The organism is Stenotrophomonas sp. Steno-Z4, from assembly GCF_056393145.1.
Genome location: NZ_JBWJPC010000008.1, coordinates 149841 through 175927, shown reverse-complemented (window position 1 = coordinate 175927; position 26087 = coordinate 149841). Strand labels below are relative to the sequence as shown.

Sequence of the window (26087 nt, the reverse complement as noted above, 5' to 3'; positions counted from 1 at the left end):
AGGTCCCGTTATTGCTTGGTCGGTTCGGCAGCCGGAGCGCCATCGGAGGGCTTGGCGGCCGGATCAGCGGCGGCATCGGCCGGCGCGGTGCCCGCAGCCGGTGCGGCGCCCGCAGCCGGTGCGGCGCCCGCAGCCGGTGCAGCACCGGCAGGCGCTGCGCCAGGTCCGTTGGCGGCGGTCGGGGTCCACGGCTTGGCCGAGGCCGGCGAGCCTTCCTTGACCTTCTGCACGCCAGCCACGATCACCTGGTCGCCCGGTTCGATGCCGCTGGTGACCAGCCAGTTGCTGCCCTGCTGGCCTTCGGTGACCACGTTCTTGCGCACCACCTTGCCGTCCTTGCCGACCACCATCACGAAGCCGCCGGTGGTGTCGCGCTGCAGGGCCTGCAGCGGGACGAGGAACGCATTTTTACGCTCACCCAGTACGGCCTGGAAGCTGACGAAGGCGCCCGGCAGCAGGATCTGCTGCGGGTTGGGCAGTACTGCGCGCAGCGTCACCGCGCCGGTGGACGGGTCGACCACGGCCGAGGAGTAATCCAGCGTGCCCGGCTGGTCGTACATCGTGCCGTCGGACAGCTTCACCTGCACGGTCGACTTGCCATCGCCGCTCAGCGACACCGCGCCGGCGGCCTGCGCGCGGCGCAGCTGGGTCAGCTCGTCGGAGCTCATCGAGAAGTTGACGAACAGCGGGTCCAGCTGGTCCACGGTGGTCAGCAGGGTGATGTCGCCCTGGCCGACCAGCGCGCCTTCGGTGACCTGCTGCTTGCCGGCGCGGCCGTCGATGGGCGAGGTGACCTGGGCGTAGCCGAGGTTGATCTTCGCGTTGGCCAGCGAGGCCTGCGCCTGCTGCACGGCGGCGGCGGCGGTGCGCTCGGTGGCTTCCGCGGCGTCCAGGTCGGACTTGGAGACGAACTGATTGGGCGCCAGCGAGCGGGCGCGCGCGGCGGCGGCCTTGGCATTGGCATAGGTGGCCTGGGCCGACGCGAGCTCAGCCTGCGATGCATTCAATGCGGCCTGCAGCGGCGCCGGGTCGATCAGGAACAGCACCTGGCCCTGTTTGACGTCCTGCCCTTCCTGGTAGACGCGCTTGAGCAGCACGCCCGGCACGCGGGCGCGCACGTCGGCGCTGCGGTACGGCGACAGGCGGCCCACCAGCTCACGCTGCAACGGCAGCGTATCGGCCTTGGCTTCGATCACGCCCACTTCCGGCGGCGGGGGCGTCTGTTGTTCCGGCTTCTTGCAGGCGGTCAACGCAACGGCGACAGCGCACGTCAGGGCGAGGGTGCGGAGTGGGGCGATCATCAGGAGAAACTCCGGTGTTGGTTTGAATGCGGTAAGCGGATCGCCTCGGGCGCAGCGAACGCGCGCAGGAAACTGTCCACGGAAAATTCGGCCCACCGGCGCCGCTGTGACGCGTCGGCACGGTGGGGGGTGTGAAAGCGCTGCTTCTCGAAATCCTGTCCCGCAATCATGCTCAATAGCAGTTCGGCCATGAAGTGCGGGTCGTCATGGCGCAGAAGCCCCTCGTGGATGCGATGTTGGATCCATTCAGCAAGGTGAAAAGTCAATGCTTCCGCCCCATCCCGATACAGGGAACGTGCCTCATCGGGAAAACGGGCCGCCTCTCCGGCGATCAGCCGGCGGGTCTGGACCACGTGCGGCTCGTTGAAGTGGTCCAGGTAGTCGAAGGCAAACTGCAGCAGGCAGCCGCGCAGATCATCGCCTTCCAGTGCCCGCAGCCCGGCCGTGGCCCGGCACAGGTGCCGCTGCAGCACCCGGCGCAGCAGTTCCTGCTTGCTGCCGTAGCGGCTGTAGAGGGTCTGCTTGGAACATCCGGCCTGCTGGGCCACCGACTCCATGCTCAGCTGCATGCCCTGGGTGGCCATCAGATCGCGCACGGCATCGAACACGCGATGATCGCGCGCGTCCAGCGAGGCGGCGGCAGGAGAGGGGGAGTTCACGCGGTGGACTATACCGTCCAGTTCAGAATTGGAGAAGCGTTGTGTTCGGTACTGGCATGCGATGTAAACGCCACCCAACTGAAAAACCTTATTCCGTCCTGCAGCAAGGCCTTTTCATGCGGTAGGGCTACAATTTCATCTTTCCAACTGGGCAACACGCACCGCTCTGCCATGAAACCGCAAAAAACAGCAGCCAAGACCGTGAAAAAAACGACCAAACCAGCCGATACGCAGACTGTTTCACCAGTGGGCTTCTCGCTGGAACCGGTGTACACGGCCTTGCGCAAGCGTTACCCGGCGGCCGGGCAGGCCGAGGCAGTGGCGTTCGCCGCAGACTTCTACAAGCGCATGGAAGCGGACGAGTTCCCGCACCACACCGCTGAAGAATGGGCCGCACTGGCCGGCGACACCCTCGAATTCGCCCGCGTGCGCAAGGCCGGCAAGGCCAACGTGCGCGTGTTCAACCCGACCCTGAAGGCCAACGGCTGGGAATCTGCCCACACCGTGCTGCAGATCGTCAACGACGACATGCCGTTCCTGGTCGACACCGTGACCATGACCCTGGCCGAACATGGCGTGGGCGTGCACGTGCTGGGCCACCCGGTGATCCGTTTCACCCGCGACAAGGTCGGCAAGCTGTCGACCGTGGGCGAAGGCACCGCCGAATCTGTGATGCTGCTGGAAATCGACCGCCAGCCGGCCGACGCCATGGCCGATGTCGAACAGGCCATCGTCAAGGCGCTGGATGAAGTGCGCGCCATCGTCGGCGACTGGGAAGCCATGCGCAGCAAGGCGCTGGCCCTGGCCGACGACCTCGGCACGCGCCAGCTGCCGGTCGACGACGCCTCGCGCGCCGAAGCCCAGGCGTTCCTGCGCTGGGCCGCCGAAAACCACTTCACCTTCTTCGGTTACCGCGAATACCGCGTGGAGAAGCAGGGCAAGGAAGACGTGCTGGCGCCGTTGAACGACACCGGCCTGGGCCTGATGCGCGGCAAGGACAAGTCCGCTGCACGCCCGGTCAAGACCCTGGCCGCACAGGGCCTCAACGCCACCACCGGGTTGAAGGACGCGCTGATCCTGACCAAGACCAATGCGCGTTCGCGCGTGCACCGCGCCGGCTACATGGATTACATCGGCGTGCTGGAATTCGACGCCAAGGGCAGGATCATCGGCGAGCAGCGCTTCCTGGGCCTGTTCACTTCCAGCGCCTACAACCGCCGCCCGTGGGAAATCCCGCTGGTGCGCCAGCGCCACGAATACGTGATGAGCAAGTCGGGCCTGGCTCCGGCCAGCCACAGCGGCAAGGCACTGCGCCACATCCTGGAAACCCTGCCGCGCGAAGAGCTGTTCCAGTCCAGCGAGGAAGAGCTGTACCGCACCGCCATCGGCGTGCTGGGCCTGCAGGAGCGCGTGCGCAGCCGCCTGTTCCTGCGCCGTGACAAGTACAGCCGTTTCATCTCCGCGCTGGTGTACCTGCCGCGCGAGCGTTTCAACACCGACGTGCGCCTGCGCATCGAAGCGATGCTCAAGGACGCGCTGCAGGGCGAATACGTGGACAGCTCGGTGGTGCTGGGCGAATCGCCGCTGGCCCAGGTGCACCTGATCGTGCGCCCGAAGGCTGGCCAGACCCTGGAAGTGGATACCAGCGCACTGGAACAGAAGCTGGCCCAGGTGCTGCGCAACTGGCAGGACGACCTGCGCGAAGCGCTGGTGGCCCGCCATGGTGAAAGCGAAGGCCTGCGCATTGCCGCCCGCATCGGCAAGGCACTGCCGGCCGGTTACATCGAAGACTCGAGCACCGAGATCGCTGCCAACGACGTCAGCCAGCTCGACGCGCTGACCGGCCCGGACGACCTGCGCCTGAGCCTGCAGGCCGTGCACCGCGAAGAAGGCGATGGCCTGCGCCTGAAGCTGTACCGCCAGCTGGATGACATTCCGCTGTCGGACGCGCTGCCGATGATGGAAAACATGGGCCTGCGCGTGATCGCCGAGCGCCCGTACCGCCTGAGCGTGGACAACGCGCCGGTGTACGTGCAGGACTTCGAAGTGGAATCGCTGGCCGGCGCGATCGACGCTGCTGCCGCCGATGCCGCCTTCGGTGAAACCTTTGCCCGCGTCTGGCACGGCGATGCCGAGAACGACGGCTTCAACCGCCTGGTGCTGGCCGCTGGCCTGCATTGGCGCCAGGTTGCCATGCTGCGCGGTTACTGCAAGTACCTGCTGCAGACCGGCGTGCCGTTCTCGCAGGCCTACGTCGAAGCCACCTTCACCCGTTACCCGCTGCTGGCCCGCCTGCTGGTGGAGCTGTTCGAAGCCCGCTTCGACCCGGCCACCGGGCATGAGGACAAGGTCGCCATCGCCGATGGCCAGGCCGACCTGCGCGCGCACCTGACCGTGCTGGCCGGTGGCGACGAAGCCACCCTGAAGGTCATCAAGACCGTGGTCGACGCCCGCAAGGGCGACCGCAAGGCGCAGATGGACGCCGCGCGCGACGCCCTGGTCAAGCTGATGGACCGCGTATCCAGCCTGGACGAAGACCGCATCCTGCGCAGCTTCATGGGCGTGATCGACGCCACCCTGCGTACCAGCTACTACCAGACCGATGCACAGGGCCGCCCGGGCCACGTGATCAGCTTCAAGTTCGATTCGGCGCTGGTGCCGGACCTGCCCAAGCCGCGTCCGTACCGCGAAATCTTCGTGTACGGCCCGCGCGTGGAAGGTACCCACCTGCGCTTCGGCGCGGTTGCCCGTGGCGGCCTGCGCTGGTCGGACCGTCGCGAAGACTTCCGCACCGAAGTGCTGGGCCTGGTCAAGGCGCAGATGGTCAAGAACACGGTGATCGTGCCGGTCGGTGCCAAGGGCGGCTTCTTCGCCAAGACCCCGCCGGCCAGCGGTGACCGCGATGCGGTGTTCGCCAACGGCGTGGCCTGCTACAAGCTGTTCATCCAGGGCCTGCTGGACATCACCGACAACATCGTCAACAACAAGATCGTGCCGCCGGTGGACGTGGTCCGCCACGACATGGACGACCCGTACCTGGTGGTGGCCGCCGACAAGGGCACCGCGACTTTCTCCGACATCGCCAACGGCCTGGCCATCGACCACGGCTTCTGGATGGGCGATGCATTCGCGTCCGGTGGTTCGGTTGGTTACGACCACAAGGGCATGGGCATCACCGCACGCGGTGCGTGGGAGTCGGTCAAGCGCCACTTCCGTGCGCTGGGCCGTGACAGCCAGACCCAGGACTTCACCACGGTCGGTGTCGGCGACATGTCCGGCGACGTGTTCGGCAACGGCATGCTGCTGTCGCGCCACATCCGCCTGGTCGCCGCGTTCGACCACCGCCACATCTTCCTGGACCCGAATCCGGATGCGGCCACGTCGTTCATCGAACGTGAGCGCATGTTCACCGTGCCGCGGTCGAGCTGGGCGGACTACGACACCAAGCTCATCAGCAAGGGCGGCGGCGTGTACCCGCGCACCCTGAAGTCGATCGAGATCACCCCGCAGGTGCGTGAAGCGCTGGGCCTGGACGACAGCATCAAGGCGCTGTCGCCCAACGATCTGATGAGCGCCATCCTGAAGGCGCCGGTGGACCTGCTGTGGAATGGCGGCATCGGCACCTACGTCAAGGCCGCCACCGAACAGCACAGCGACGTGGGCGACCGCGCCAACAACGCGCTGCGCGTCAACGGTGGCGACCTGCGCTGCAAGGTGGTGGGCGAGGGCGGCAACCTGGGCATGACCCAGCTGGGCCGCATCGAAGCCGCCCAGGCGGGCGTGCTGCTCAACACCGACTTCATCGACAACTCGGCCGGCGTGGATACCTCCGACCACGAAGTCAACATCAAGATCCTGCTCAACGATGTGGTGCGGGCCAAGAAGCTGACCGTGGACGCACGCAACAAGCTGCTGGCGTCGATGACCGACGAAGTGGCCGACCTGGTGCTCAACGACAACTACCGCCAGAACCAGGCCCTGAGCCTGATGGAGCGGATGGCGGTCAAGCGCCTGGGTTCCAAGCAGCACTTCATCCGCACGCTGGAAAAGCAGGGCCTGCTGGATCGCCAGATCGAGTTCCTGCCGACCGATGCCGAGCTCTCGGCACGCAAGGCGCGTGGCCAGGGCCTGACCCGTCCGGAGCTGTCGGTGCTGCTGTCGTATTCCAAGCTGGTGGCGTTCCAGCAGCTGCTGGAATCGGACATTCCGGAAGACCCGTACCTGTCCAAGGAACTGCTGCGTTACTTCCCGACGCCGCTGCAGAAGAAGTACGCCGATGCGATGGAGCGTCACCGCCTGAAGCGCGAGATCATCGCCACGGCCGTGACCAACCAGACCATCAACCGCATGGGCGCCACGTTCCTGATGCGCATGCAGGAAGACACCGGCCGCACCATCGCCGAGGTCGCCAAGGCCTACACCATCAGCCGCGAAACGCTGGATGCACGTGCCCTGTGGGCGCAGATCGATGCGCTGGACGGCACCCTGCCGGAGTCGGTGCAGATCGATGCGCTGGAAGTGATCTGGAAGCTGCAGCGTTCGTTCGTGCGCTGGCTGCTGTTCCGCCCCGGCGCGATGCCGGGCATCACCGAGGCGGTGAACCGCTACCAGGCCCCGTTCAACGACATCCGTGTCGCCTCGGGCGTGCTGCCGGACGCACAGCGCCCGGCGTACGAAGCCAGTGTGCAGGAATGGAAGGAGAAGGGCCTGCCGCCGGCACTGGCACAGCAGCTGTCCGAGCTGCAGTTCCTGGAACCGGCATTCGACATCATCGAACTGGCGCGTACCCGCAAGCTCAAGCCGGTGGACGTGTCCAAGGTCCACTTCCGCCTGGGCGACGCGCTGCAGCTGCCGTGGCTGTTCGAGCAGATCGACGCGCTGGAGGTCAACGGCCGCTGGCACGCCGTGGCCCGTGGCGTGCTGCGCGACGAGCTGGCCGCCCATCATCGCAACCTGGCCGCCCAGGTGCTGTCGATGAAGGGGGGCAGTGCCGAAGCCAAGGTTGCGGCCTGGATCGGCCGTGACGACAGCAGCCTGCGCTTCACCCTGTCGATGCTGCAGGAGCTGGCCGAGCAGAAGACGCTCGACTACCCGACGGTCTCGGTGGCGGTACAGCGCCTGGGCCAGCTGGCAGCGCACGGCGCGTAACCTGCGCTGATGCGTGAAAGCAGAAGGCCCCGCCATTGGCGGGGCCTTTTTGTTGAATCACGACCAACGGTCGTGATCTACCGGTAGGTATCGACCGTTGGTCGATGCGGTCGCTGGCCGCGTTCGTGCGGTTCACGCTCGCGTACGCACGAACGGCGCTCGCCCGGGTATGCTCTCGGCCATGCCCCACCGGGAATCTTCATGAGCGACACCCCCCGCATCGCGTTCCTTGCCAGCAACACCGAGGCGGCCCAGTCGGCCCGCGCGGCCGCGGTGGCACGCTATGGCGACCACGCGCCGGACGCTGCCGAGGTGCTGTGTCCCCTGGGCGGCGACGGTTTCATGCTGCAGACCCTGCACCGGCATGGGCATCTTGGCCTGCCGGTGTTCGGCATGAAGCTGGGCACCGTGGGCTTCCTGATGAACCAGTACAGGGCCGAGGACGACATCCAGTCGCGCATCGCCCGTGCCGAGCCGGCCAACCTGCGCCCGCTGGAAATGCTGGCGCTGACCGAATCGGGCACCACCACCGGCTCGCTGGCCTATAACGACGTGTCGCTGCTGCGCCAGACCCGGCAGGCCGCGCACATCGGGGTCGACCTCAACGGCCAGGAGCGGGTGGCCGAGCTGATCGGCGATGGGGTGCTGGTGGCGACCCCGGCCGGCAGCACCGCCTACAATTACTCCGCACACGGCCCGATCCTGCCGCTGGGCTCGCACACCATCGCACTGACCCCGCTGGCGCCGTACCGGCCGCGGCGCTGGCGTGGCGCGATCCTGAAGGCCGATACCGAAGTGCGCTTCCGCGTACTCGACCCCTACAAGCGCCCGGTCAGCGTGACCGCCGATTCGCACGAGACCCGCGACGTGGTCGAAGTGACCATCCGCGAGTCGCGCGAGCGCCGGGTGACCCTGCTGTTCGATCCGGAACACAACCTGGAAGACCGGATCCTCAGCGAACAGTTCATGTTTTGAAGGATTTTTAACCGCCATGGGCGACAACACCCCCCGTTTGCTGACCGTTGCCGTGACCTCGCGCGCGCTTTTCGACCTGGAAGAGGGCCACGCGCTGTTCGAGGCCGAAGGCGTGGACGCCTATGCCGAGTACCAGCGCAAGCATGAGGACGATGTGCTGCGTCCTGGCGTGGCGTTCCCGGTGGTGCGCAAGCTGCTGGCGCTCAACCAGGGCCAGTCGCCGGAATCGCCGCGGGTGGAGGTCATCCTGCTGTCGCGCAATTCAGCCGATACCGGTCTTCGCATCTTCAATTCCATCCAGCATTACGACCTGGGCATCATCCGCGCCACCTTCACCGCCGGCGAGCCGACCTGGCCGTACGTGAAGCCGTTCGGGACCGATCTGTTCCTGTCGGCCAACCCGGAATCGGTGCGGCGTGCGCTGCGGCATGGCATCGCCGCGGCCACGATCCTGCCCAAGCCGCACGGGGAGACCCTGGCGGCGGCCGAACCGGTCGACATGAGCCAGCCGCTGGGCCAGCTGCGCATCGCCTTCGATGGTGACGCGGTGATCTTCGGCGATGAAAGCGAGCGCATCTCGCGCGAGCAGGGCGTGGAAGCGTTTGGCCGGCACGAGCGCGAAAACGCCCGCGAGCCGCTCAGTGGCGGTCCGTTCCGCAACTTCCTGTCGGCGCTGCACACCCTGCAGGCAGTGTTCCCGTCGGGCGAAGATGCGCCGATCCGGACCGCGCTGGTCACCGCGCGCTCGGCCCCGGCCCATGAGCGGGTGATCCGCACGTTGCGCGAATGGGGCGTGCGCCTGGACGAAGCGCTGTTCCTGGGCGGCCGCCACAAAGGCCCGTTCCTGGAAGCGTTCGGGGCGGATATCTTCTTCGACGATTCGCAGCACAACATCGACAGCGCGCGCCAGCACCTCAGCGTCGCCGCCGGCCATGTACCCCACGGCGTGGCCAACGATTGACGGCGGTCACGACCAACGGTCGTGACCTACCGGTCGGGCGGATACATGGGTAGGTCACGACCGTTGGTCGTGACACCGACTAATCGAGCGGCAGCTCGATATTGACCAATTTCCAGCGCAACCCCTGCCGCTGCAGCACGAACACCACCGGCGCGCCCTGCGCCGTATGGGTGGTGGCGGTGAATCGTGACGTGGACTCGAACCGGTGCGTGGCGCCCTCCAGCGGCCGCGCCGCACGCGGCGCCGCGTACGCGTCATTGCTCTCCAGGTCATTGCTGGCCCGCTTCCACAGCGTATGGCCTTCCATCAACGCGCCGATCCCGGTCGGCGTGACCATCGCATCCACCGCCGTGCCGCTGAGCTTCTGCCCGGCAGTCAGCAGCAGCGCGCCGACCAGGTTGGACTGCACGTCCGGCCCGGCCCGTCGCACCACGTAATCATCCAGCTGCGCGCGCAGGTTGGCGCGCAGCATCGGGAAGTCCACGTAGCGGTCCAGCTGGGAGGTATCGCGCTGCTCGATCGCCCCGGCCAGCCCGCGCAGGGTCAGATACGGCCCGCTGACCAGCCAGCCTGCCAGCAGCACCACGCCAAGCCCCAGCAGCAGAAGCAGCTTTTTCATGCCGCCAGCTTGCCGAAGCCCACGTCAAGGCGGGGTAGAGTGCTCAAAACTCCAGATCCAGCGCCGCGCACAGATAATCGACAAACGGCCCCAACGCCACCAGATCCTTCGCCAGCGTCTGCCGAAGCTTTGGCCCGGTCATGGTCGCATCATCCAGCGAGCGCCAGAACACCCAGTTGCGATGCTTCAGGTCGTCAATGAATTCGAAATCCGGCTCGAACCCGCGCGGTGCCCGCACCAGCTTCTCACTTTCCTCGAAATCGAACTTCTTCCGCAGCGCCGGCGCATGCGCGGCGGCCTTCCACGCGCCGGGGTTGTCCACGATGAAATGGCGCACCTTGCGCTGGGTGGCCGGCTCGGGATGCCACAGGCCAGCGCCAACGAAGCACCCGCCCGGTTGCAGGTGGATGTAGAACGACGGCGCCGGTACCTGCTTGCGCCGCTCATGGAACAGCCGCGCGCCCTGCCAGGTCTTGTACGGCGACTTGTCGTTGGAGAAGCGCGCATCACGGTAGATGCGGAACAGCGAGCCGCCCACGCCGCGCGGGTCGGCGCGGAAGTGTCCGCTCACCACCGCCAGGTCCGGCTGCAGGTCGCTGATCAGCTGCAGGAACGGCTGGCGCACGTGCTCTTCGTACTTCGGCTTGTGCGCGTTGAACCAGGTCTTGTCGTTGTTGCGCGCCAGCCCGCGCAGGAAGGTGAAGCTGGCGGGAGTGAAATAGGTGCTCACAGGCTCTGCTCCAGATCGGTGCCCCAGTCGCGCAGGTGCTGCAACAGGGCAAGTTTGGCCGGGTCGGCGGCATGCTCCAGCGCCAGCGTGTCCAGCTGCGCGCGGAAGTCGGGCAGGTTCTGCTCGCCCAGCCCGGCATCGCCGAGCAGGCGCTGCCGCCGGTAGTCGTTCCAGCGCCCGCGTTCGCCGGCATCCAGCGTCTGCGGGTGGTTGCGCGCGCGGTAGCGGAACAGCAGCTCCGGCATGCGCGGGTCTTTCAGCCGCTCGGCGAAACCGGCCAGCTCGGCCGGCGGGCTGGTGCGCAGGCGGGTCATCAAGGCCTTGTCGCCGTCGGCCAGGAAGCCGTCGTACAGCGAAGCATCCACATCGCTGACCGTGGCCCCGCGCTCGCCGCCGTACACCTGCCGTATCTTCTCGACCAGCGCCGGGCCGGCCTCGCGCACGCGCGCGGCATTGGCGTCCACCGTGGCCACGTCGATGCCCAGCCGAGCATGGTCGGCCGGGCGCAGGTGGTTCCAAGCCACCAGCGCGGGCACCTTGTTCAAGTGCACTTCCTTGAGCGGTACGCGCTGTTCGCCCTCGGCCAGGTCGGCGGCGCGCGTGTACAGGCGCGCGGCCAGCGTTTCGGCCGGCAGGGCCAGCAACCCATCGATGTCGCCTTCCAGGTCCAGCGCGATGACCCGGTTGTTGATGTACGGGTGGCGCGCGATCGGCATCACCGGCGCGGCGCACATGCGCTGGGCCGGGTAGCGCATGGAGATGTGCAGCACCGGCTGCATCGCGTCCACGTCAAGCAGGCTGCCGACGAAGCGCTTGTCGCGCAGCTTCAGGGCGTAATCCCACAGCCGGGGTTGGGCCTGCTTGAAAAGACGCGCCATGCCGATGGTGGCGTGCACGTCGGACAGTGCCTCGTGCGCGTCGCCCTGGCGCACGTCGTTGGCCAGCGCCAGGTGCTCAAGCTTGAACGAGGTCGCGCCATCCTCGCGCTGCGGCCAGGCGATGCCGTCCGGGCGCAGCGCGTGCACCAGCCGCAGCATGTCCAGCAGGTCCCAGCGCGAGTTGCCGTTGCGCCACTCGCGTTCGTAGGGATCGAAGAAATTGCGGAACAGCCCGTGGCGCACGAACTCGTCGTCGAAGCGCAGCGTGTTGTAGCCCAGCGTGCACGTGCCCGGGCGCGCCATCAGGTCGTTGATCCGCGAAAACGCCTCGGCTTCGCTGACCCCTTCGGCCAGCGCATGCTGCGGGGTGATGCCGGTGATCAGCGTGGCAATCGGCGAGGGCAGCAGGTCGTCGGCCGGCTTCACGTAGAAGCTCACTGGTGCGTCGATCATGTTCAGGTCGGCGTCGGTGCGGATCGCGGCGAACTGCGCCACGCGGGTGCGGCGCGGGTCCTGGCCGAAGGTTTCCAGGTCGTAGAACAGGAAGCTGTCGGCCATCAGTGCGCGCCCTCCAGCACGGTCAGCTGTTGGTGCACCACGCGTTCCAGCGCGGCCCAGTCGATGTGCTCCAGGCTGTCGTGGCCGGCGGTGGCCGTTTCCAGGATGCGCCGCTGCAGCTCGGTGCGTTCCAGCGCCACCGCGTACGGCGTGTGCAGGAAGGTCACCATGGTGTAGTGCGGCACGAAGCGGGTGGGCCAGCGCGCCTGCAGCTGCTGCTCCAGCTCGCGCTGCAGCAGGAAGGCCGGGTCGGCCACGCGGTCGCGCATTTCCAGGTAGTTTTCCAGCGCCATCTGCTGGATCGCTTCGGCGTTGGGCTTGCGCTCGGCTTCGAAGGCGGCGAAGGCCTGGGCGAGCGAATCCTGCTCCAGCAGGTGGCGGGCCAGCGCCACGCAGTCCTCGAACGCGCAGTTCATGCCCTGGCCGTGGAACGGCACCATGGCGTGGGCGGCATCGCCAAGCAGCACCGCGCGGCCCTGCAGGTGCCACTGGCGCAGGTGCAGGGTGCCGAGCAGGCCGGGCGGGTGTTCTTCCCAATCGCGGCGCAGGTTTGGAATCAGCGCCAGCGCATCGGGGAAATCGCGCGCGAACAACGCCTCGGCTTCGGCGCCGCTGTTGGTGGTGGCGAAGCTGGGGTTGCCTTCGTTGGGCAGGAACAGGGTGACGGTGAAGGTGCCTTCGTCATTGGGCAGCGCGATGCACATGTAGTTGCCGCGCGGCCAGATGTGCAGGGCATTGGCCTCGATCCGGAAGCCGCCGTCGTCGGTGGGCGGGATTTCCAGCTCCTTGTAGGAGTGGTCGAGGAACTCGATGCGCTCGTCCAGCGGGTGCTTGCGGTTCATGGCCGCGCGCAGCGCAGAGCCGGCGCCGTCGGCGCCGATCAGCGTATCGAAGCGGATGTCATGCGGATGGTCGGTGCGGTCATCGATGAAGCGCGCATAGCCGGCATCGAAATCCACGGTGTGCAGGCGGCGGTGGAAGTGCACCTGCGCACCCGCATCTTCGGCCAGCTGCAGCAGGGTGGTGTTGAGGTCCTTGCGGTGGATGGACCAGATCACTTCGCTGTCGTCGCGGCCATAGCGCTGCAGCTGCGGCTCGCCCTGGCGCGGGTGCACCATACGGCCGCGCATCATCACTGCCTTGGCCATCACCGCGTCTTCGACCCCGGCCTGGCGCAGCGCGTTGCGGCCGCGTTCGGCCAGGGCCAGGTTGATCGAGCGGCCGGACTCGTAATCGGCGATGCGCGGATCGCCGCGGCGTTCGTACAGGGTGATCCGCCAGCCCTGGCGGGACAGCAGGATGGCCAGCAGGGAGCCGGCCAGGCCTGCGCCGATGATGCTCAGGGAGCGATGGGGGGTAGCGATCAAGGCGGTTCCGCGCAGGGGTGGGGGAGGGCGGCTTACAGGCCGGCCCAAGATTCCACTTCCTCGACGAAGTGGTGCAGGTCAAGGTAGCGGTTGTACAACGGGGTGGGCGAGATGCGGATCACATCGGGTTCGCGCCAGTCGCCCAGCACGCCCACGGTCTGCAGGTATTCGAACAGGTTGCGGCCGCGTTCACGGCCGGCCACCACGCGCAGCGACAGCTGGCAGCCACGGCGTTCCGGCTCGCTGGGGGTGAGCACTTCGAGCACGCCGGGCAGGCGGGCGCGGACCAGTGCATCGAGCAGGCCGGTGAGCTGCAGCGACTTGTCGCGAAGGGCCTGGATGCCGCCGGCCTTGTCGATCACGTCAAGCGCGGCCCGCAGCGGGGCCAGGCCCAGCACCGGCGGGTTGCTCAGCTGCCAGCCTTCTGCGCCCACCGCCGGCACGAACTGCGGGGCCATCTTGAAGCGGGTGGCTTCCTCATGCCCCCACCAGCCGGCGAAGCGCGGCAGGCTGGTGTCGCGGTGGTGGCGTTCGTGCACGAAGCAGCCAGCCACGGCACCGGGGCCGCTGTTGAGGTACTTGTAATGGCACCACACGGCGAAGTCCGGCGCGATGTCGTGCAGCTGCAGCGGCACGTTGCCGACCGAGTGGGCCAGGTCGAAGCCGACCCGGGCGCCCTGCAGGCGCGCCATGCGGGTGATCGCATCCAGGTCGAATACCTGGCCGCTGCGGTACTGGACCCCGGGCCACAGCACCAGCGCCAGGCGCGGCCCGTGTTCGGTGATGGCGCGTTCGATGGCCTGCAGCGAGATGGTGCCGTTGGGCTCATCCGGCTGGACTTCGACCAGATCGGTAGCCGGGTCGAAGCCGTGGAAGCGCAGCTGCGATTCCACCGCGTGGCGGTCGGTCGGGAAGGCGCCGGCTTCCATCAGGATCACCGGGCGCTCGGCGCTGGGCCGGTAGAAGCTGACCATCATCAGGTGCAGGTTCACGCTCAGCGTGTTCATGGCGACCACTTCGCTGGGCAGGGCGCCCACTACCTGGGCCAGCTGCCGATTGACCAGGCGGTGGTAGCCCAGCCACTGGGTCTCGCCGGTGAAATGGCCTTCCACGGCGAGCGCACCCCATTTGTCCATGACCTCCTGCACCGCCGCCTTGGCCCCGCGCGGCTGCAGGCCCAGCGAATTACCGACGAAATAGGTCTGGTCGCGGTGGTTGTGCTGGGGGAAGACGAATTCAGCGCGCAGCGCACGCAGCGGGTCGGCGGCGTCCAGGGCGGTGGCATGGGTGCGGCTGAGGAGCTCGGACATTGGACGATAGATGTTGTCTGTGAAAGCACAGTTTATCTATCTGTTTGACCTATGGGATGAATCCGACATAGGGGCCGAAAACGGCGTGGCATGGCGCCAGATAGCCGGTTTCGGTCCAAATCAGGTCGCCGGCAACGGATCCACATGCCCGCACGCGTCGCACGTGCGCAGGTCCAGGGATGCCTGGTATTCGGCAAACACCTTCGGCAGGTCGGTCTCGATGTTCTCGAGGGTGAAAAACACCTCGTACAGCTTGTGGTTGCAGCGCTCGCAGAACCACATCACGCCGTCGCGTTCGTGCGCCAGCCGCTTGCGCTCCACCACCAGGCCGACGCCGCCGGGCGGGCGGCGTGGCGAATGCGGCACCTTGCCCGGCAGCAGGAAGATCTCGCCAGCGCGGATCGGAATATCCCGCACCGCGCCGTCTTCCTGCACCTTCAGCAGCATCTCGCCTTCCAGCTGGTAGAACCACTCCGGGCCTTCGTCGTAATGGAAGTCGGTGCGGCTGTTCGGCCCGCCCACCACCATGATGATGAAGTCGCCGTTCTCGATCATCTTGTTGCCCACCGGCGGCTTGAGCAGGTGGCGGTTCTCTTCGATCCAGCCCAGCAGGTTGATCGGGGGCGCAAGCATGGCGGTGGGTTCCTGCAGGAAGGGTCAGTCGCGTCGGCCGTGGCGCGGAACGTAGGAGAGGGCCTTTTCGTAGGCCGGCTGCAGTTCCTCGGGACTGCCCACGTCGATGCCCATCTCGCGCACCCGGCCGTCCTTCAGGCTGTAGACCCAGCCGTGCACCATCAGCTTCTGGCCGCGCGCCCAGGCGTCCTGCACGATGGTCGAGCGGCAGGCATTGACCACCTGCTCGATCACGTTCAGTTCGCACAGCCGCGCGTGCTTCAGTTCCGGCTCTTCGATCGCATCCATGATGGCAGCGTGCTTCTGCGCCACGTCGCCCACATGGCGCAGCCAGTTGTCGGCCAGGCCCACGCGGGTGTTGTTGAGGCTGGCATGCACGCCGCCGCAGCCGTAATGGCCCACGATCAGGATGTGCTTCACCTTCAGCTGGTCCACCGCGTACTGGATCACGCTCAGGCAGTTCAGGTCGGTGTGCACCACCACGTTGGCCACGTTGCGGTGGACGAACACCTCACCCGGTGCCATGCCGATGATCTGGTTGGCCGGCACGCGCGAATCGGAACAGCCGATCCACAGGTATTCCGGGTGCTGCTGCTTGGCCAGCTGGTGGAAGAACTCGGGGTCTTCCTTCTCGATCCGGTCGGCCCAGTCACGGTTGTTCTGCAGCAGCTTGTGGATGTCTTTCATCAGTGCGGTACCTCAAGTTTCCAGCGCATCCACTGCGCCAGCTCATGCGAAGGAGGGGAATCGAGGGCCGACAGCGCGTCGATCACGCCGTGCTGGTTGGCCTGGGGATGGTTCTGGCTCAGTTTGAGCTTGATCTGCACCTGCCGGGCGCGGAAGCGGAAGCCGATGATGCCGGCCAGCATGCGCCGCTGGCGCGGCTCGATCGGCAGCAGGTCCCAGTCGCCGCCGACCTGCGCTTCGTACCTGGCGCTGAGCCGGTCCAGCATGTCGATCAGGGCGTCCGGATCGGTCACTGGTTCCAGCGTGCCGCGCAGCTCGGCGGCCGCGTAGTTCCACGTCGGTACGCGGGCCATTGCGTCCTTGTCCGGATACCAGCCCGGCGACACGTAGCCATGCGGGCCGTGCACCAGCACCAGCGCCGGACCTGCGTGGCCGGCCTGGGGGTTGGGCCGGGCCCAGTGGCCTTCGATCAGGATGTCATCGCCGTCGCGCCGGTACACCACCGGCAGCAGGGTCACCTGCGGCAGGCCGTCGCTGCCGGTGGTGACCACGGTAACGAACGCATCGCGTTCCAGCAGGCGGTCCAGCCAGGCCAGGTCGGTCTCAACGAAGTCGGCCGGGATGAACATGCTCGGCTCAGGCGCGCGCGCCGAGGCTGACCACCATGTGGCCGCGCAGCGCGTCGTCGCTGTCGGCCTGGGGCGGGCTGACTTCGTGCAGGCTGAAGCCGCGGATCAGCGCGTCTTCCTCGTCCAGGCCATCAAACGCCACGAACTCGGCGTCGAACAGCTGCGAACGTGCAGTGTCCTCGCTGTCGTAGCTGAGGGTATTGCCGTCGCTGTCGAGCACTTCGGCGGTGCCGCCCGGGCGGACCCGCAGGCGTGCCCAGATCAGGGTGTTGCCCAGGCTGGCGAGGAACCACTGGTCGTGGTGGGCGGTGATGTCAGTCATGTCAGTACCATCGAAAGCAGCCAGAGCAGGGCGGCCATGCCCAGTCCGGCCAGCAGGGTGAGCAGCGACAGCCAGGCCGGCGTGGCCAGCCCCGAGAGCGAGCGGTCGGGGGTGTCGCGGTAATCGCGGCCGAGCAGCCAGCGCAGCGCGTCCGGGCGCAGGAAGGCACCACTGCCGAAGCGGTCGGCCAGGGCAGGGTGGCGGTCGCGGATATGCACCAGCGTCAGCGGCCAGAAGATCACGAAGGCACTGAACCCGGCGATCGCCACGCCGACGAAGCACAGCGCGAAGAACAGGGTCATGGGCGTGCCTCCGTGGGAAGAATCAGAACTCGGCGCTGCCCGGTGCGCGCGGGTAGGGGATCGCATCGCGGATGTTGCCCAGCCCGCACACGTATACCACCAGACGCTCGAAGCCCAGGCCGAAACCGGCGTGCGGCACCGAGCCGTAGCGGCGGAAATCGCGGTACCAGCCGTAGTGGGCCGGGTCCAGGCCGAACTGGGCCATGCGCGCGTCGAGCACGTCCAGGCGCTCTTCGCGCTGGCTGCCGCCGATGATCTCGCCGATGCCCGGGGCCAGCACGTCCATCGCGGCCACGGTCTTGCCGTCGTCGTTCAGGCGCATGTAGAAGGCCTTGATGTGCTCGGGGTAGTTGGTCACCACCACCGGGCGGCCGATGTGTTCCTCGGTCAGCCAGCGCTCGTGCTCGGTCTGCAGGTCCAGGCCCCATTCGACCGGGAAGTCAAACTTCCTGCCGGAGTTCTGCAGCAGCTTCACCGCTTCGCTGTAGTCGATCTGTTCGAACGGCGCGTTGATGAAGTCTTCCAGCTTCTTGATCGCGTTCTTGTCCACGCGCTCGGCCAGGAAGGCCAGGTCGTCGCCGCGCTCATCGAGCACCGCGCGGAACAGGTACTTCAGGAACTGCTCGGCCAGGCGCGCGTCTTCGGCCAGGTCGGCGAAGGCGATTTCCGGCTCGATCATCCAGAACTCCGCCAGGTGGCGGGTAGTGTTGGAGTTCTCGGCGCGGAAGGTCGGCCCGAAGGTGTACACCTTGCTCAGCGCCAGGCAGTAGGCCTCGACATTGAGCTGGCCGGACACGGTCAGGAAGGTTTCCTTGCCGAAGAAGTCGCGGCTGAAATCGACCTCGCCCTGCGCGGTGCGCGGCAGGTTCACCATGTCCAGCGTGGAGACGCGGAACATCTGCCCGGCGCCTTCGGCGTCGGAGGTGGTGATGATCGGGGTGCTGATCCAGTTGAACCCGTTCTGGTGGAAGAATCGGTGCACGGCCTGGGCCAGGCAGTTGCGGATGCGGGTGACCGCGCCGAACAGGTTGGTGCGCGGGCGCAGGTGGGCCACTTCGCGCAGGAACTCGGCGCTCATCGGCTTGGGCTGGATCGGGTAGGTCAGCGGATCTTCGACCAGGCCGACGATCTCGATGTCGCTTGCCTGGATCTCGAACGACTGGCCCTTGCCCTGGGATTTGACCAGGGTGCCGCGGGCGATGACCGAGCAGCCCGGGGTCAGCGCCTTCACCGCGTCGAAGTTGCCCAGGGTGTCATTGGCCACCACCTGGATGGGGGCGAAGCAGGAGCCATCGGTGACATTGACGAAGGCAAGCGCCGCAGACCCGCGCACCGTACGCACCCAGCCCCGTACTGTTGCCTCGCCGCCTTCCGGGATCTTCCCGGCAAGCGCATGTTCAACGCTGACCACCGTCATGACTTGAATCCTCTGTTGATCGACTCGATCTCTGAACGAGGAGTTTAACGGTTGCAGCGTTCTGCTTGCGAGGCATTTCTGACTGGGCCGTGGACCTATAATGTGTCCCATCTGCTGGAGTCGTCCGTCATGGCTGTCACCCTTACCCCTGTTGCCTTCACCCGTGTCGAGAAGTTCGTGGCCCAGACCCCGGGTGCCCTGGGCCTGCGCTTCGGCGTGACCCGCACCGGCTGTTCGGGCTGGGGCCACGTCACCGATCTGGCCCGCGACGAGCGCCCCGGCGACACCGTGTTCGAGCAGGAGGGGGTGCGGATCTACGTGGATGCCGACAGCCTGGCCCTGGTCGATGGCACCGAAATCGACTTCGGCAAGCAGGGGCTGAGCGAAACCTTCACGTTCAGGAACCCGAACGCCACCGCCGAATGTGGCTGCGGCGAGAGCTTCACCACCGAGGCCGACAAGGCCTGAATCCGGCCCCGGTGCCCCCACGGCACCGCCTGGCTTGCCCGGAACCGCCTCTGCTGCGATAATGCGCGGCTTCCTGCCTGATTCCTGGCAGGACCCTTGCTCCACCGCGTTCACCTGCGGGGGGCTGTCCGGCCCGAAAGGGCCACATCCGAAAGGTAAATACACATGAGTCGTCATTACGAAGTCGTGTTCATGGTCCACCCGGACCAGAGCGAGCAGGTTCCGGCCATGATCGAGCGCTACAAGGCGCTGGTCGAGAACGGCAACGGCACCATCCACCGTCTGGAAGACTGGGGCCGTCGTCAGCTGGCCTACCCGATCCAGAACCTGGTGAAGGCCCACTACGTCATGCTCAATATCGAAGTTGACCAGGCCGTGCTGAGCGAACTGACCGAAAGCTTCCGCTTCAACGACGCCGTGCTGCGCAACCTGGTCATCGTGCGCCCGGGCGCCGACACCGAGCAGTCGCTGATCATGAAGAGCAAGGACGAGAAGGGCGACAAGCCCGAGCGTGGTGAGCGTCGTCGTCGTGATGACGAAGAAGGCGAAACCACCCCCGCCGCTGACAACGATGCCGGCGACGACGCCGCTTCGGCCGCTTAAGGAGCACTGACATGTCCAAGTTCTTCCGTCGCCGCAAGTTCTGCAAGTTCACGGCCGAAGGTGTCAAGGAGATCGATTACAAGGATCTCAACACCCTGCGCCAGTACCTCACCGAGAACGGCAAGATCGTGCCGAGCCGCGTGACCGGTACCAAGTCGAAGTACCAGCGCCAGCTGGCAACGGCCGTCAAGCGCGCCCGTTTCCTGGCCCTGATTCCGTACACCGACAACCACGACGTCTGATGAAAGCGGGCGACCCCGGTCGCCGCTTTCGTAGTCCCCACCGCCCGCGCCGTTTGGCAGCGGGCGGTGCCGGGTCTACCGTTCGGATATTCGGACAGCCAAACGCTGCGGGGCCTGCCTCGCTAACGAATACATATATTGGAGCTGCACCATGAAGCTGATTCTCATCCAGAAGGTCACCAACCTCGGCGGCCTGGGCGACCAGGTTGAAGTGAAGCCGGGCTACGGCCGCAACTTCCTCGTCCCGACCGGCAAGGCCGTTCCGGCCACCGCCGCCAACGTGGCCGAGTTCGAGGCCAAGCGCGCCGAGTACCAGGCCAAGGCCGACTCGATCCTGGCCGAGGCCGAAGCCCGCAAGGCTGCGCTGGAAGGCAAGAGCGTCACCGTTGCCGCCAATGCATCGACCGAAGGCAAGCTGTTCGGTTCGGTTGGCCCGCGTGACATCGCCGAAGCCTTCACCAAGGCCGGCCTGCCGCTGGAAAAGAGCGAAGTCATCCTGGGCGAAGGCGCCTTCCGCAACGTGGGCGAGTACGAGGTGGTCATCCACCTGCACGCCGACGTCGAAACCACCGTCAAGGTGGTGGTGGAAGCCGAAGCCTGATCCCTGCCGCAAGGCTGGAATCGCTGAAACGGGCGCCCGCGAGGGTGCCCGTTTTTGTTTCCGGGCGGCTAAACCCGGTAGCGCCGACCGTTGGTCGGCCTCGGAAACTGCCCGCTCGCCCCTAACCGCCCGCGAAACACCCGCGCCGTTATACTCGGCCCATCGCGACTGTCCTAAAGCCAACCACGCCATGCGTCTGTCCACGATCAAGTTGTCCGGCTTCAAGTCCTTCGTAGACCCGACCACCCTGCATCTGCCCACCAACATGACCGGCGTGGTCGGGCCCAATGGTTGTGGCAAGTCCAACATCATCGATGCGGTGCGCTGGGTCATGGGCGAGAGCTCGGCCAGCCGCCTGCGTGGCGATTCGCTTACCGACGTGATCTTCTCCGGCTCGTCCGCGCGCAAGCCCGTATCACAGGCGACCGTCGAACTGATTTTCGACAATACCGACCACACCATCAGCGGCGAGTACGCCTCGTTCAACGAAATCTCGGTCAAGCGCACCGTCAGCCGCGATGGCAGCAGCAACTATTACCTCAACGGCACCAAGTGCCGCCGCCGCGACATCACCGATCTGTTCCTCGGCACCGGCCTGGGCCCGCGCAGTTACTCCATCATCGAACAGGGCATGATCAGCCAGATCATCGAAGCCCGCCCCGAAGACCTGCGCGTTTACCTGGAAGAAGCCGCCGGCATCTCCAAGTACAAGGAGCGCCGCAAGGAAACTGAAACGCGTATCCGCCACACCCGCGAGAACCTTGACCGCCTGGGCGACCTGCGCGAGGAAATCGGCAAGCAGCTCGAACACCTCAAGCGCCAGGCGCGCCAGGCCGAGCAGTACCAGGGCCTGCAGGAAGAGCGCCGGGTCAAAGATGCCGAGTGGAAGGCGCTCGAGTTCCGCAACCTCGATACCCGCCTCAGCGGCCTGCGCGAAGCGCTGTCCCAGGAAGAAACCCGGCTGCAGCAGTTCATCGCCGAACAGCGCGACGCCGAAGCCCGCATCGAAACCAGCCGCGTGCGCCGCGAAGAAGCCGCCGATGCCCTGAGCACCGCCCAGGCCGAGGTCTACCAGGTGGGCAGCACGCTGGCCCGGCTGGAACAGCAGATCCAGCACCAGCGCGAAATGTCCCAGCGCCTGCACAAGGCCCGCGACGAAACCCAGCAGGCGCTGGCCGAACTGGGCCAGCACATCAGCGGCGACGAAGCCCGGCTGATGGTTCTGCGCGAAGCGGTGGAGCTGGCCGAGCCGCAGCTCGAACAGCTGCAGGAAGAAAACGAGATCAAGCAGGAAGCCCTGCGCGACGCCGAGGCCAGACTGGCCGACTGGCAGGCGCGCTGGGAAGCGCATACCCGCACGACCTCCGAAGCCTCGCGCGCCGGTGAAGTCGAGCGCACCCGCGTCGACTACCTTGACCGCCAGGTGCTCGAAGCCGATCGCCGCCGCGAAGCCCTCACTGGCGAGCGCACCGGGCTGGACCTGGACGCGCTGGCCGAAGTGTTCGAAGAGCTGCAGCTGCAGCACGAAACCCAGAAAGCCTCGCTGGACGGCCTCACCGAGCAGGTGGAAGCCCGCAAGGAAGCCGTGGCCGGCCTGCAGGAGCGCCAGCGCACCGGGCAGACCGAGCTCGCCGAGATCCGCAAGCAGGCCCAGGCCGCGCGTGGCCGGCTGTCCTCGCTGGAAACCCTGCAGCAGGCCGCGCTCGGCCAGGAGCAGGGCGCGGCGGTGGCGTGGCTCAAGCAACACGGGCTGGATTCGGGCGCGCGCGTCGGCGAACGCCTCACGGTGGAGAGCGGCTGGGAAAACGCCGTGGAAAGCGCGCTGGGGCAGCTGATCGAAGGCGTGCTGGTCGATGCACCGGAACAGCTGGTGGGCGCACTGGCCGAGCTGGGTGACGGGCGCATCGCGCTGGTCTCTGCCGACCAGAGCCCGCTGCAGGTCGCCCCGACCTCGCTGGCGGCCAAGGTGGAGGGCCCCACCGCCATCCGCCGCCTGCTGGCCCGCCTGCATGCCGCCGAGGACCTGGAACAGGCGCGTGCGCTGCAGGCCTCGCTGGGCGAGGGCGATTCGGTGATCACCCGGGGCGGTGAGCGCCTGGGCGAAGGCTGGGTGCGCGTGTCGCGCTCGGGCGCGGCCAAGCAGGGCGCGCTGCTGCGCGAACGCGAGATCGTCAGCCTGCGCGAACAGATCGATACCCTGCAGGAACGCGAAGCCGAGCTGGAGAACCGCTTAGCCGAATTCCGTGATCAGCTTCTGGCCGGCGAACAGCAGCGCGAAGACGCCCAGCGCCAGCTCTACGTTGCCCACCGCAGCGTGTCCGAACTGGGTGGCCAGCTGCAGAGCCAGCAGGGCAAGGTCGAATCCGCGCGTAACCGCATCGATCGCATCGAAGCCGAGCTCTCGCAGCTGCTGGAGACGTTGGACGCCAGCCGCGAACAGGTGCGCGAAGCCCGTGCGCGCCTGGATGAAGCGGTCAACAGCATGGGCGACCTGGAATCGGTCCGCCATGCGCTGGAAAGCGAGCGCCGCCAGCTTGGCGAAGCCCGCGACCGCGCCCGCGAAGCCGCGCGCAGCGTGCGCGAGAGTGCGCATTCGCTGGCCCTGACCCTTGAATCGCAACGCACCCAGGTGGCCTCGCTGAGCCAGGCCCTGGAGCGCATGAGCACCCAGCGTGGCCAGCTTGACTCGCGCCTGGGCGAACTGCATTCCCAGCTCGACGACGGCGACTCGCCGGTGCTGACCCTGGAAGCCGAACACCAGAACGCCCTCGGCGAGCGCGTGCGTGCCGACCGCGTGCTGGGCGAAGCGCGCACGCTGCTGGAAGGCATCGATGCCGAACTGCGCACCTTCGAACAGACCCGCCACCAGCGCGACGAACAGGCCCTGGCCCAGCGCGAGCGCATTTCCCAGCGCAAGCTCGACCAGCAGGCGCTGGTGCTCAGCGCGGAACAGCTCACCGCTTCGGTCGAGAAGGCCGGGTTCGTGCTGCAGGATGTGATCAACACCCTGCCCGAAGATGCCCGCATCAGCGACTGGGAACAGACCGTGCACCAGATCGATGGCCGCATGCGCCGGCTCGAGCCGGTGAACCTGGCCGCCATCCAGGAGTACGGCGAGGCCTCGCAGCGCTCGGAGTACCTGGATGCGCAGAACACCGACCTGACCACCGCACTGGAAACCCTGGAAGACGCCATCCGCAAGATCGACCGCGAGACCCGCGGCCGCTTCAAGGACACCTTCGACCGCGTCAACGCCGGGGTCCAGCAGCTGTATCCGCGCCTGTTTGGTGGCGGCCACGCGTACCTTGAACTGACCGGTGAAGACCTTCTCGACACGGGTGTGACCATCATGGCGCGCCCGCCTGGCAAGCGGGTGTCCAGCATCTCGCTGCTGTCCGGCGGCGAGAAGGCGATGACCGCGGTGGCGCTGGTATTTGCGATCTTCCAGCTCAACCCCGCGCCGTTCTGCCTGCTGGACGAAGTGGACGCGCCATTGGATGAAGCCAACGTGGGCCGCCTGGCCAACATGGTCAAGGAAATGAGCGAGAAGGTGCAGTTCCTCTTTGTGAGCCACAACAAGGCCACGATGGAGGCAGCGCACCAGCTCTCGGGCGTGACCATGCGCGAGCCGGGCGTCAGCCGCCTGGTCAGCGTGGACCTGGAAGAGGCGGCACGATTGGCGGGCGCGGCCTGACGTGCCATGCTTACCTGAACGTATTTAGCCGGAGACCCCTCGAATGTCCGACATGGCAATGCTCCGCATCGGCATCCTGGCCGCCGGCCTGCTGCTGATTGCTGCGATCTTCCTGTTTGGCCGGCCGCGTAAAAAATCGCAGGGCCGCCGCGTGGAAGGTGCCGACGGTGCTGCAGGCCAGCGCCGTGAACCGCTGCTGGGCGAACAGGAAGGGGGTGCCGCCGGCGCCGGCTTCACTGATGAGAACGGCGTAACCCAGGCCGAACTGGGCCTGCCCGAAGTGGATGCCAGCCCCGCCAGCGACCTGGGCAAGCGCGCCAGCCAGGATTTCGACAAGATCGTGTCCTTGTTCGTGGCCGCCCGCGCCGGCGAGATGCTGCGCGGCGAAGACATCGTGGTGGCCGCCGAAAAGACCGGCCTGGTGTTTGGCCACATGAACGTGTTCCACCGGCTGGTGGAAGGCCACCCCGAGCGCGGCCCGATCTTCTCCATGGCCAGCATCATGAAGCCGGGCAGTTTCGACATGGCCACCATCCGCGAGATGGAGACCCCGGCCATCGCCTTCTTCCTGACCCTGCCGGCGCCGATGACCGCACTGGATGCCTGGGAAAAGATGCTGCCGACGGTGGAGCGCATGGCCGAGCTGCTCGATGCGGTCGTGCTTGACGACAGCAAGGCCAGCCTTGGCCGCCAGCGCATCGCGCACATCCGTGACGAGCTGCGCGCCTACGACCGGCAGCACCAGGCGCCGCCACTGACCAAAGCCCCGCGCTGGTAACCGTCAACCTTTCAATCCAACTACCGCTGAGAATGCGTCGCGGAACGCGGCCATCTCCGCTTCGGTGCCCACGCTCACGCGGACGACCTGCGGCCAGATCGGCCAGCTGCGGCCGATCACCACGCCACGTTCGGCCATCGCCCTGGTGAATGCCGCGCCATCGCGCTGCACATCGACCATGAAGCAGTTGGCCTCTGTCGGCAGGCAGCGGAAACCGCGCTTCTGCAGCCATTCCACGGTGGCCTGCCGCGCCCGCGTGTTCTGCTCGCGACGCTGTTCCACCAGCCCAGGCTCACGCAGGCTCGCCAGCCCCGCCGCCAACGCCGTCACCGGCAGCGGGTTGTCGCCCAGGCTGGCCAGTTCGCGCAACCGGTCCGGATGGGCCGCGGCCACTCCCAGGCGCAATCCGGCCATGCCGTACAGCTTGGAGAAGGTGCGCAGCACGATCACGTCATCGCGCTGCATCACCTGCGCGATCACCGAGCGCTGTGCGCTGAACTGCAGGTAGGCCTCGTCCACCAGCAGGCGCGTCTGCACCGGCTTGTTCGCCAGCAACCAGGCAATGTCGTCGGCGGGCGTGATCGAGCCGGTGGGATTGTTGGGATTGCACAGGTACAGCAACCCGGCGTTGACCTGCCTGGCCGCATCCACCATCGCCCGCACATCGTGGGCACCATCGGCCCGCAGCGGCACCTTCACCACCGTGGCACCGCGCGCGGCAGCCAGGTCCCCCAGGCTTTCGAAGGTCGGGTCGGCCACTACCAGCCCGGCGCTGGGCGAGGTCCAGACCACGGCGGCGCGGTTCAACGGTTCGCTGGAACCGGGAAACAGCCGCACGCGCTCGGCAGCCAGGCCTTCCTGCTGCGCGAACGCATCGCGCAGCTCGCCCGCCAGGGCGAACAGGTAGCGCCCGCTGTCTGCCACGATCGCGCGCGCGGCGGCCTGCGCGGCAGGCGACGGACCGTACGGGCTTTCATTGAAGTTGAGCAGCACCGGGCCGGTACCTGCAGCGCGGGCGGGGAGGGCGGCGCTGGAAACCGCAGGACCCAGGCCGATACCGGACAGGGCCAGGCCGGTACCGGCCAGCTGCAGGAAGGAACGGCGGGACGTGACGGTCGATGACATGGCAGGAACACCCAAGGCGGGACAATTCCGGCACGCTAGCGCCACGCGGCGGGGCCGGCAAGCCACTTCGGCGGTAGTGC

23 protein-coding genes are annotated in these 26087 nt (G+C 66.9%); 9 read left to right on the top strand and 14 right to left on the bottom strand.

Translation table 11 applies throughout. The annotated features are described in order from the left end of the window. Positions 1-8 precede the first annotated feature (8 nt). The gene (locus AC06E7_RS17570; RefSeq protein WP_478065471.1) at positions 9-1301 is read right to left on the bottom strand and encodes an efflux RND transporter periplasmic adaptor subunit; all 1293 of its coding nucleotides are present in this window, start codon (positions 1299-1301) and stop codon (positions 9-11) included. Further along, positions 1301-1960 carry a TetR/AcrR family transcriptional regulator C-terminal domain-containing protein gene (locus tag AC06E7_RS17565; RefSeq protein WP_184127090.1) on the bottom strand — a complete coding sequence of 220 codons (660 nt, stop codon included), beginning with the start codon at positions 1958-1960 and terminating at the stop codon, positions 1301-1303. The genes AC06E7_RS17570 and AC06E7_RS17565 overlap by 1 nt, the downstream gene beginning before the upstream one ends. Positions 1961-2131: 171 nt before the next feature. On the opposite strand from AC06E7_RS17565, the gene AC06E7_RS17560 reads away from it, so the two are divergent. The 3 genes from AC06E7_RS17560 to AC06E7_RS17550 all read left to right on the top strand — a co-directional run bounded on the left by AC06E7_RS17560 (position 2132) and on the right by AC06E7_RS17550 (position 9044). Beyond that, positions 2132-7108 (top strand): NAD-glutamate dehydrogenase, encoded by a 4977-nt coding sequence (locus AC06E7_RS17560; RefSeq protein WP_478065470.1) that lies wholly within the window; start codon positions 2132-2134, stop codon positions 7106-7108. 201 nt (positions 7109-7309) lie between these two features. Next, the gene (locus AC06E7_RS17555) at positions 7310-8083 is read left to right on the top strand and encodes an NAD kinase (protein ID WP_478065469.1); all 774 of its coding nucleotides are present in this window, start codon (positions 7310-7312) and stop codon (positions 8081-8083) included. A gap of 16 nt (positions 8084-8099) precedes the next feature. After that, positions 8100-9044, top strand: a complete 945-nt coding sequence (locus tag AC06E7_RS17550) for a 5'-nucleotidase (protein ID WP_068852910.1) — start codon at positions 8100-8102, stop codon at positions 9042-9044. A gap of 79 nt (positions 9045-9123) precedes the next feature. On the opposite strand, the gene AC06E7_RS17545 is transcribed toward AC06E7_RS17550, so the two are convergent. The 11 genes from AC06E7_RS17545 to asnS form a co-directional block, all read right to left on the bottom strand. Then, positions 9124-9663: a DUF2939 domain-containing protein gene (locus tag AC06E7_RS17545; protein ID WP_478065468.1), complete on the bottom strand. Its 540-nt coding sequence runs from the start codon at positions 9661-9663 to the stop codon at positions 9124-9126. Between the two features lie 43 nt (positions 9664-9706). After that, the gene (locus AC06E7_RS17540) at positions 9707-10393 is read right to left on the bottom strand and encodes a DUF2461 domain-containing protein (RefSeq protein WP_184127044.1); all 687 of its coding nucleotides are present in this window, start codon (positions 10391-10393) and stop codon (positions 9707-9709) included. Then, positions 10390-11829 (bottom strand): exodeoxyribonuclease I, encoded by a 1440-nt coding sequence (gene sbcB / locus AC06E7_RS17535; RefSeq protein WP_184127042.1) that lies wholly within the window; start codon positions 11827-11829, stop codon positions 10390-10392. The genes AC06E7_RS17540 and sbcB overlap by 4 nt, the downstream gene beginning before the upstream one ends. Continuing rightward, positions 11829-13196 carry an FAD-dependent oxidoreductase gene (locus AC06E7_RS17530; protein WP_478065467.1) on the bottom strand — a complete coding sequence of 456 codons (1368 nt, stop codon included), beginning with the start codon at positions 13194-13196 and terminating at the stop codon, positions 11829-11831. Before AC06E7_RS17530 ends, sbcB begins: the two co-directional genes overlap by 1 nt. A 32-nt stretch (positions 13197-13228) precedes the next feature. Next, on the bottom strand, positions 13229-14506 hold the full coding sequence (gene kynU / locus AC06E7_RS17525) for a kynureninase (protein WP_184127038.1): 1278 nt from the start codon (positions 14504-14506) through the stop codon (positions 13229-13231). 120 nt (positions 14507-14626) lie between these two features. Further along, positions 14627-15139: a 3-hydroxyanthranilate 3,4-dioxygenase gene (locus AC06E7_RS17520; RefSeq protein ID WP_093532544.1), complete on the bottom strand. Its 513-nt coding sequence runs from the start codon at positions 15137-15139 to the stop codon at positions 14627-14629. A gap of 24 nt (positions 15140-15163) precedes the next feature. Further along, entirely contained in the window at positions 15164-15826 is a 663-nt protein-coding gene (gene can / locus AC06E7_RS17515) for a carbonate dehydratase (RefSeq protein WP_068852892.1), read from the bottom strand. Continuing rightward, positions 15826-16455, bottom strand: coding sequence for an FMN-binding negative transcriptional regulator (locus AC06E7_RS17510; RefSeq protein WP_426805060.1), 630 nt, complete (start codon positions 16453-16455; stop codon positions 15826-15828). The genes can and AC06E7_RS17510 overlap by 1 nt, the downstream gene beginning before the upstream one ends. A gap of 7 nt (positions 16456-16462) precedes the next feature. Next, positions 16463-16777, bottom strand: coding sequence for a hypothetical protein (locus AC06E7_RS17505; RefSeq protein ID WP_068852887.1), 315 nt, complete (start codon positions 16775-16777; stop codon positions 16463-16465). Continuing rightward, positions 16774-17079, bottom strand: coding sequence for a hypothetical protein (locus AC06E7_RS17500; RefSeq protein WP_093532547.1), 306 nt, complete (start codon positions 17077-17079; stop codon positions 16774-16776). Before AC06E7_RS17500 ends, AC06E7_RS17505 begins: the two co-directional genes overlap by 4 nt. A 22-nt stretch (positions 17080-17101) precedes the next feature. Further along, positions 17102-18496, bottom strand: coding sequence for an asparagine--tRNA ligase (gene asnS, locus AC06E7_RS17495; RefSeq protein WP_184127034.1), 1395 nt, complete (start codon positions 18494-18496; stop codon positions 17102-17104). A gap of 129 nt (positions 18497-18625) precedes the next feature. Here asnS and AC06E7_RS17490 point away from each other — a divergent pair, with 129 nt between their 5' ends. From AC06E7_RS17490 to zipA, 6 genes are all read left to right on the top strand, one after another. Then, positions 18626-18964 (top strand): HesB/IscA family protein, encoded by a 339-nt coding sequence (locus AC06E7_RS17490; protein WP_068852879.1) that lies wholly within the window; start codon positions 18626-18628, stop codon positions 18962-18964. 165 nt (positions 18965-19129) lie between these two features. Next, a complete protein-coding gene (rpsF, locus tag AC06E7_RS17485) occupies positions 19130-19567 on the top strand; it encodes a 30S ribosomal protein S6 (protein ID WP_068852876.1) in 438 nt (145 codons plus the stop codon). Positions 19568-19578: 11 nt separating this feature from the next. Beyond that, on the top strand, positions 19579-19809 hold the full coding sequence (gene rpsR, locus AC06E7_RS17480; protein WP_002804494.1) for a 30S ribosomal protein S18: 231 nt from the start codon (positions 19579-19581) through the stop codon (positions 19807-19809). A gap of 151 nt (positions 19810-19960) precedes the next feature. Then, positions 19961-20410: a 50S ribosomal protein L9 gene (gene rplI / locus AC06E7_RS17475; protein ID WP_184127032.1), complete on the top strand. Its 450-nt coding sequence runs from the start codon at positions 19961-19963 to the stop codon at positions 20408-20410. Between the two features lie 190 nt (positions 20411-20600). Beyond that, a complete protein-coding gene (gene smc, locus AC06E7_RS17470; protein ID WP_478065466.1) occupies positions 20601-24104 on the top strand; it encodes a chromosome segregation protein SMC in 3504 nt (1167 codons plus the stop codon). Between the two features lie 43 nt (positions 24105-24147). Further along, complete coding sequence (zipA, locus tag AC06E7_RS17465) at positions 24148-24882, top strand: cell division protein ZipA (RefSeq protein ID WP_478065465.1); 735 nt, start codon at positions 24148-24150, stop codon at positions 24880-24882. A 3-nt stretch (positions 24883-24885) separates the two neighbouring features. On the opposite strand, the gene AC06E7_RS17460 is transcribed toward zipA, so the two are convergent. Continuing rightward, positions 24886-26007: a pyridoxal phosphate-dependent aminotransferase gene (locus AC06E7_RS17460; RefSeq protein ID WP_478065463.1), complete on the bottom strand. Its 1122-nt coding sequence runs from the start codon at positions 26005-26007 to the stop codon at positions 24886-24888. Between the last annotated feature and the right edge of the window lie 80 nt (positions 26008-26087).